Here is a 6,332-nt window from a genome sequence, read left to right on the forward strand (position 1 = left end):
GTTAAAGATTTTGCCATTGATACGCAAGGGCAAGGAAGTGATACTCGCGTTGAAATGAGTGGTTACGTATTACCTGGCGTTCAAATTCGCTACGGAATCGGCATATTCTCAGCACTGAGTGAAGTTATTGTACGATACGAGATCTTACCAAAACTTTATATCGAGTTGGTGAGTGGTGTTGATAGTGCTGTGGATATTTATTATAAATTTAGCCGTTAGTCATTTTTCATATAAAAAATTAAAAAATTAAAAAATAAAAGCAGCTCAGCTGCTTTTATTAAAATAGGGCGACAATTTATTTAATGTCACTTGCCCCATGCGCTGAAATAGAAATAGCGTGTGAGCCTTTTGGCCCTTCATCTATCTCATAATCCACCAATTGCCCAGCTTTCAATGTGCGGTACCCATCCATTTGTATGATAGAAAAATGCGCGAAAACATCATCGCCGCCTGATTCAGGACAAATGAAGCCGAATCCTTTAGCATTATTGAACCACTTAACCGTACCGGTTGCCATACCTCTGCATCCTTTCTGTAGTTGCAACGACCAAATTGCAAATTGTTTGATTACTAAACTATAGTACCCCTTTTAATTAGAGGGGAAATAGATGTATACAATAGTTAACAGTTAAGTTAATTAAATGCTAATTAATTATTCCATCTTGTTAATAAATTTAGTTTATTCGCAACTATAGTCAAGTTAATATTCCTAAAAATGTATAAAATGAGGTAAACTTAGATGAAAGGGTGAAACTTATTAGCCCAAATCTGTGATAGGTACTAAGATAGAATTATGAGTAAGTTAGATGAACTGATTGATTTCAAAACAAGTATAGAAAGTGAACAAGAACTTAAAGCACCTTCATTTTACAAAGTGTTTTTGAATAATGATGACTATACTCCAATGGATTTCGTTGTAGATGTACTACAAAGGTTTTTTTCTATGGATATAGATAAGGCTAACCAAATCATGTTAACTGTTCATTATAGGGGCAGAGGGGTTTGTGGTGTATTTACGGCTGATATAGCCGAGACAAAAGTATCACAGGTGATGCAATATGCGAAAGAAAGCGAACAGTCCTTATTATGTACCATGGAACAAGCATAAGCGTAATGCTAGCAAAATTACGCAACACGTAGTTATAGGGAGATGCCTATGTTAAGCAAAGATCTTGAAATTACGCTAAATGAAGCGTTCAAAACTGCACGCGAAAATCGTCATGAGTTTATGACGGTCGAGCATCTATTGGTTTCACTATTAAGTAACAAATCTGCCAGCGAAGCAATTAAAGGCTGCTCTGGTGATATCGATTCTATTCGTGATGAATTACTTCTCTTCTTAGAACAAACGACACCTATTTTACCAGCGTCAGATGAAGACAGAGAAACACAACCAACCCTAGGCTTCCAGCGTGTGCTACAGCGTGCTGTGTTTCATGTGCAATCCTCAGGAAACAATGAAGTAACGGGTGCAAATGTCCTTGTCGCCATTTTCAGTGAGCAAGAATCACAAGCTGCTTATATTTTAAAAAAATCAGGCATGAGCCGCTTAGACGTTATTAATTTCATCTCGCACGGTATTCGTAAAAATGACGAAGAACCGGGTATTGAAGATAGCCTTGACTCATCTGAGCAAGTGGTCAGTGATGGTGAAGATCAATCGACGAAACTTGAAAACTTCTCTGCTAACTTAAATAAATTAGTGGTAGAAGGGCGCATTGATCCACTAATTGGACGTGATGAAGAGCTAAATCGTACTATTCAGATATTGTGTCGTCGTCGTAAAAATAATCCATTATTGGTGGGTGAAGCAGGCGTGGGTAAAACAGCGATTGCAGAAGGCCTAGCATATCGGATTGTGAATGAAGAAGTGCCTGACGTAATGAAAAACACACAAGTATTCTCACTTGACCTAGGTGCGTTGCTTGCTGGTACTAAATACCGTGGTGATTTCGAAAAACGTTTTAAATCATTACTAAAACAATTACAAAAACATGATGATGCAATTTTATTTATTGATGAGATTCATACTATTGTTGGTGCAGGTGCGGCGTCTGGCGGGCAACTTGATGCTGCCAACTTAATTAAGCCGCTACTTAGTAATGGTACATTACGTTGCATCGGTTCAACGACATATTCTGAATATAGCCAGATTTTTGAAAAAGACAGTGCATTAGCACGACGATTCCAAAAAGTCGATGTTGTAGAGCCATCAATTGATGATACGGTTAAGATCCTACAAGGGTTAAAATCACGCTACGAAGAACATCATGATGTTCGCTATACCGCAAAAGCGCTTCGGGCCGCGACAGAATTATCGGCTAAATATATTAATGAACGTCAACTGCCTGATAAAGCTATTGACGTAATGGATGAAGCTGGTGCCAAACAGCGCTTGTTACCGTTGAATAAACGTAAAAAAACAATTGGTATTACTGAGATTGAATCTATCGTTGCAAAAATGGCGCGTATTCCTGAAAAATCAGTATCTTCTAACGATCGTGATGTACTTAAAAACTTAGAACGTAATTTGAAGATGGTTGTGTTTGGACAAGATCCGGCGATCGAAGTGCTTACAGATGCTATCCGTTTATCTCGTTCTGGATTAGGTGCTGAAGCAAAACCGATTGGTTCATTCCTTTTTGCTGGTCCTACTGGTGTCGGTAAAACTGAGGTTACTCAACGTTTAGCTAAAATCATGGGTGTTGATCTTATTCGTTTTGATATGTCTGAATATATGGAACGTCATACGGTATCGCGCTTGATCGGTGCACCTCCGGGTTATGTTGGTTATGATCAAGGTGGTTTACTCACTGACGCTGTTATTAGACAGCCTCATGCCGTAGTGTTGCTCGATGAAATTGAAAAAGCCCATCCAGATGTATTTAATCTGTTATTACAAGTGATGGATAACGGTACGCTAACGGACAATAATGGCCGTAAAGCTGACTTCCGTAATATCATTCTGGTGATGACAACGAATGCTGGTGCAACTGAAACTGTACGTCAATCGATTGGCTTTAAAGAGCAAGATAACAACAGTGATGCATTAGGTGAAGTTAATAAATTGTTCGCACCTGAGTTCCGAAATCGTTTGGATAATATTATCTGGTTTAATCATCTTAATATGGATGTTATTCATATGGTTGTTGATAAATTCCTCGTTGAATTGGAAGCACAACTTGATGATAAGCAAGTCGCCTTAAATGTATCGAATGATGCACGTAAGTGGCTAGCAGAAAAAGGCTATGATAAAACAATGGGTGCAAGACCAATGGCACGAGTCATCCAAGATAAAATTAAGCGTAACCTTGCGAATGAAATTTTGTTTGGCAAATTGTGTAATGGTGGCGCTGTTGATATTCAATTGAAAGATGATGAACTCGCTTTCACTTTTAGTGATGTTAAAGTGACAGCAACAGAAACCGAGTAAGCTGAATCTTTCTATAAGCTTGTTTTATTTCGAATTAGTGTTAGTTTGTAACTATGCTTGACTTAAAGAGGGAATGCAAAATGGATATTTCCGCATTAACTAGAGTCGAAATTAGTATCCCTGATGGGATTAGTTTTGATTCGTTAGGACTTGAACTTGATGATGACGGCAGTATTTCCTTTGATATTGAAACATTGGAAGCTGTGGCATTAGAAAGTGGTATTGATGTTGCCTTACTCGATGAAGGCTACGTATTACAAGTATTGCTTATTAGTTTTTATCAATGGCACCGAGTGCATAATGGTGAGATAAACGCAGTTATGGAAGATATTATTGAGCAAGCTAACGATTTATCAGCTTATTCTGATGATGAGCTAATTATGATATTAGGTTCAGCTGAGATGGATAAACAAGCCAACGTTGCTATCTCACAAATTGTTCATTGAGTTGAATAAATAAAGTTATGAATAAATAAAATATAGAATGAAAAATGGAAGCCAATTGGCTTCCATTTTTATTACTGCTGTTTTTATTAGCACATCAACGACTTGCGGTATCTACTATTCGCTGTCTTTAACTTGTAAGCCAACGTTACCCGTCTTAACGATATCAATGATACCTTTTTTGAATAATTGGCCTACAGCACTTTTAAATGTCTTTTTACTCACACCAAACAAACGAGAGATTGTTTCTGGGTCTGTTTTGTCGGTAACAGGCATGAAACCGCCATGTTTATTTAGCTCTGATAATAACACTTGGCTAAAATCAGATACCTTGCCGTGACCAGGTTCGTTCAGTAAAATATCAATTTTACCGTCTTCACGTACTTTTTGAATGTAACCTTTTTGTTTTTCACCACGGTTTAATTTCTTAAACATTTCGTTCTTGTAAACAACGCCCCAATGGGTGTTATTTACAATTACTTTGTAACCAAGATCTGTTGGGTCAACAGGTGTGATTTCAACTTCTTCGTGGATTTTATATCGAGCTGGCACATTGTCTACGTGACGATCTAGTTTTGTTGTTGCTGTGATTCGACCATGAATACGGTCAAGATAAATAGCCACAAGGTATTCACGGCCTACTTGTAATGGGACGCGTTGTTCACTATAAGGAACTAACAGGTCTTTATCTAAACCCCAATCAAGGAATGCACCAACATTGTTTACTTGTTTAACTTTTAACATGACGAATTCGCCAACAGCACCAAGTGTTTTTTGTGTTGTTGCAATGATACGATCTTCTGAATCAAGGTAGATAAATACCTCAAGTTCATCACCGATATCTGCGTTCAATGGTGAGTTTGTAAAAGGTAACAGTATTTCACCTAGTACACCGCCGTCGAGATAGAAACCCGATCCAGTTTCTTTGATAATTTCTAAGGTATTTAACTTACCTAATTCTGCCATGGTTCTTTGCTCTGTATTTAAATAATGAGGGTAATTATAGATCACCCAATAATGCAGGCAATGTATCACGAAGCGTGAAAAAAACCCAATATTTGCGGATGAATTAATATTAATTAGCTGAAAGGTTAAATATATGCACTAATATTGCTTGATAATAATGCCTTCTGTTATACTTCGGCCACTTAATTGCGGTATTTCTGAAGTAAACAATTCTCAAAACTTTTACGCAATTCCTAATTCCCTTAATATTAGTATAAATTATCATGACACAACAAGACATTAAACAGACTCGACTTAATAAATACATCAGCGACACGGGTTACTGCTCTCGTCGTGAAGCGGACCGCTTGATTGAACAGGGTCGTGTAACCATTAATGGTAAAATCCCTGAAATGGGAACTAAAGTGTCAGATGACGACATGGTTGCAGTAAATGGTAAACCGGTAAAAGCTAAACAGAAGCGAATTTACATCGCATTAAACAAGCCTGAAGGGATCACGTGTACAACAGAACGACATATTCAAGGTAACGTGATTGATTTTATCGATTACAGCACTCGTATTTTCCCTATCGGTCGCCTTGATAAACCGTCTGAAGGACTTATCTTTCTAACGAATGATGGTGATATTGTTAATAAGATCTTACGTGCAGGTAATGCACACGAAAAAGAATATATTGTTAAAGTTGATAGTACTGTTACGGATAACTTCTTAACCGGTATGGCTAACGGTGTGCCGATTTTAGATACCATTACTAAACCATGTAAAGTAACGCGTGAAGGTCGTTTTAAATTTAGAATCATTTTAACGCAAGGTTTAAATCAACAGATTCGCCGTATGTGTGAGCACTTTGGTTTTCAAGTTAAATCATTGACGCGTACGCGTATCATGAATATTGATATGAAAGGCTTAAAGACGGGTCAATGGCGTTTACTAACCGATAGCGAGATGGCTGAAATAAACAGCATGGTTGAAAGTTCAAGTAGCACTGAAGAAGCGTCTGACTATGGTCAAGTAAAACCGAAAACAAAAGGCGTGCATTCTAAACGTGGCGTAAACAGTGCCGCACGCCAAAAACGATTTGGTTATGGCGATTACGCACCAACACCTGGTCAAGTTTTGAATGATGAAGCGACTTCAGATTTTTGGAATCAAGATGAAACCAGCTCTGATCTAAATAAACAAGATGAACCGACGTCGGATTTTTGGACGCAAAATGAAAAATCATCTGATTTTGTTGAGCAAGATTCTGATGTTGTAGAGAAAGATAAACCAGCGTCTTTTTCTGATGAACAAATTGCATCAAGAGCTCGTTTCGACTCAGCTGAAAAGAGAAAAGAACGAAAAGCACCAGCTACGCGTTTCAGTATTATTGCTGAACGTGAAAAAGCCAAGCTGGCTAATGCTAAGCCGAGTCCTGAAGCGCCTCGTGTTAAAGGTACTTTATCGTTGAAAAAGAAGTGATTAGATATAATGTCTATGGCTAATTAC

7 protein-coding genes are annotated in these 6,332 nt (G+C 37.9%); 5 read left to right on the forward strand and 2 right to left on the reverse strand.

Going from position 1 to position 6,332, the window contains the following annotated elements; all coding sequences use genetic code 11:
- Nucleotides 1-219, forward strand: a 219-nt coding sequence (locus QNK26_RS11230) for a translocation/assembly module TamB domain-containing protein (protein WP_319222972.1), incomplete at its 5' end; no start/stop codon positions are given.
- A gap of 76 nt (nt 220-295) precedes the next feature.
- Here QNK26_RS11230 and cspD read toward each other — a convergent pair.
- Nucleotides 296-517 (reverse strand): cold shock domain-containing protein CspD, encoded by a 222-nt coding sequence (gene cspD / locus QNK26_RS11235; protein WP_319222974.1) that lies wholly within the window; start codon nt 515-517, stop codon nt 296-298.
- 276 nt (nt 518-793) lie between these two features.
- On the opposite strand from cspD, the gene clpS reads away from it, so the two are divergent.
- The 3 genes from clpS to QNK26_RS11250 all read left to right on the forward strand — a co-directional run bounded on the left by clpS (nt 794) and on the right by QNK26_RS11250 (nt 3,879).
- On the forward strand, nt 794-1,108 hold the full coding sequence (gene clpS, locus QNK26_RS11240) for an ATP-dependent Clp protease adapter ClpS (protein WP_319222975.1): 315 nt from the start codon (nt 794-796) through the stop codon (nt 1,106-1,108).
- A 48-nt stretch (nt 1,109-1,156) separates the two neighbouring features.
- Nucleotides 1,157-3,433 (forward strand): ATP-dependent Clp protease ATP-binding subunit ClpA, encoded by a 2,277-nt coding sequence (gene clpA / locus QNK26_RS11245; RefSeq protein WP_319222976.1) that lies wholly within the window; start codon nt 1,157-1,159, stop codon nt 3,431-3,433.
- Between the two features lie 80 nt (nt 3,434-3,513).
- Nucleotides 3,514-3,879, forward strand: a complete 366-nt coding sequence (locus QNK26_RS11250) for a hypothetical protein (RefSeq protein ID WP_319222977.1) — start codon at nt 3,514-3,516, stop codon at nt 3,877-3,879.
- A 114-nt stretch (nt 3,880-3,993) separates the two neighbouring features.
- On the opposite strand, the gene QNK26_RS11255 is transcribed toward QNK26_RS11250, so the two are convergent.
- Nucleotides 3,994-4,842, reverse strand: a complete 849-nt coding sequence (locus QNK26_RS11255) for a S1 RNA-binding domain-containing protein (RefSeq protein ID WP_319222979.1) — start codon at nt 4,840-4,842, stop codon at nt 3,994-3,996.
- 263 nt (nt 4,843-5,105) lie between these two features.
- Between QNK26_RS11255 and rluF the strand changes: the two genes are divergently transcribed.
- A complete protein-coding gene (gene rluF, locus QNK26_RS11260) occupies nt 5,106-6,305 on the forward strand; it encodes a 23S rRNA pseudouridine(2604) synthase RluF (protein ID WP_319222981.1) in 1,200 nt (399 codons plus the stop codon).
- The last annotated feature ends 27 nt before the right edge of the window (nt 6,306-6,332 follow it).

The organism is Moritella sp., from assembly GCF_033791185.1.
In the GTDB taxonomy this organism is placed as follows: Bacteria; Pseudomonadota; Gammaproteobacteria; order Enterobacterales; family Moritellaceae; genus Moritella.

What these genes read in the sequence shown, in the direction of transcription:
- cspD (WP_319222974.1), bottom strand. Translation starts at nt 517, where the DNA reads ATGGCAACCGGTACGGTTAAGTGGTTCAATAATGCTAAAGGATTCGGC.
- clpS (WP_319222975.1), top strand. Translation starts at nt 794, where the DNA reads ATGAGTAAGTTAGATGAACTGATTGATTTCAAAACAAGTATAGAAAGT.
- clpA (WP_319222976.1), top strand. Translation starts at nt 1,157, where the DNA reads ATGTTAAGCAAAGATCTTGAAATTACGCTAAATGAAGCGTTCAAAACT.
- QNK26_RS11250 (WP_319222977.1), top strand. Translation starts at nt 3,514, where the DNA reads ATGGATATTTCCGCATTAACTAGAGTCGAAATTAGTATCCCTGATGGG.
- QNK26_RS11255 (WP_319222979.1), bottom strand. Translation starts at nt 4,842, where the DNA reads ATGGCAGAATTAGGTAAGTTAAATACCTTAGAAATTATCAAAGAAACT.
- rluF (WP_319222981.1), top strand. Translation starts at nt 5,106, where the DNA reads ATGACACAACAAGACATTAAACAGACTCGACTTAATAAATACATCAGC.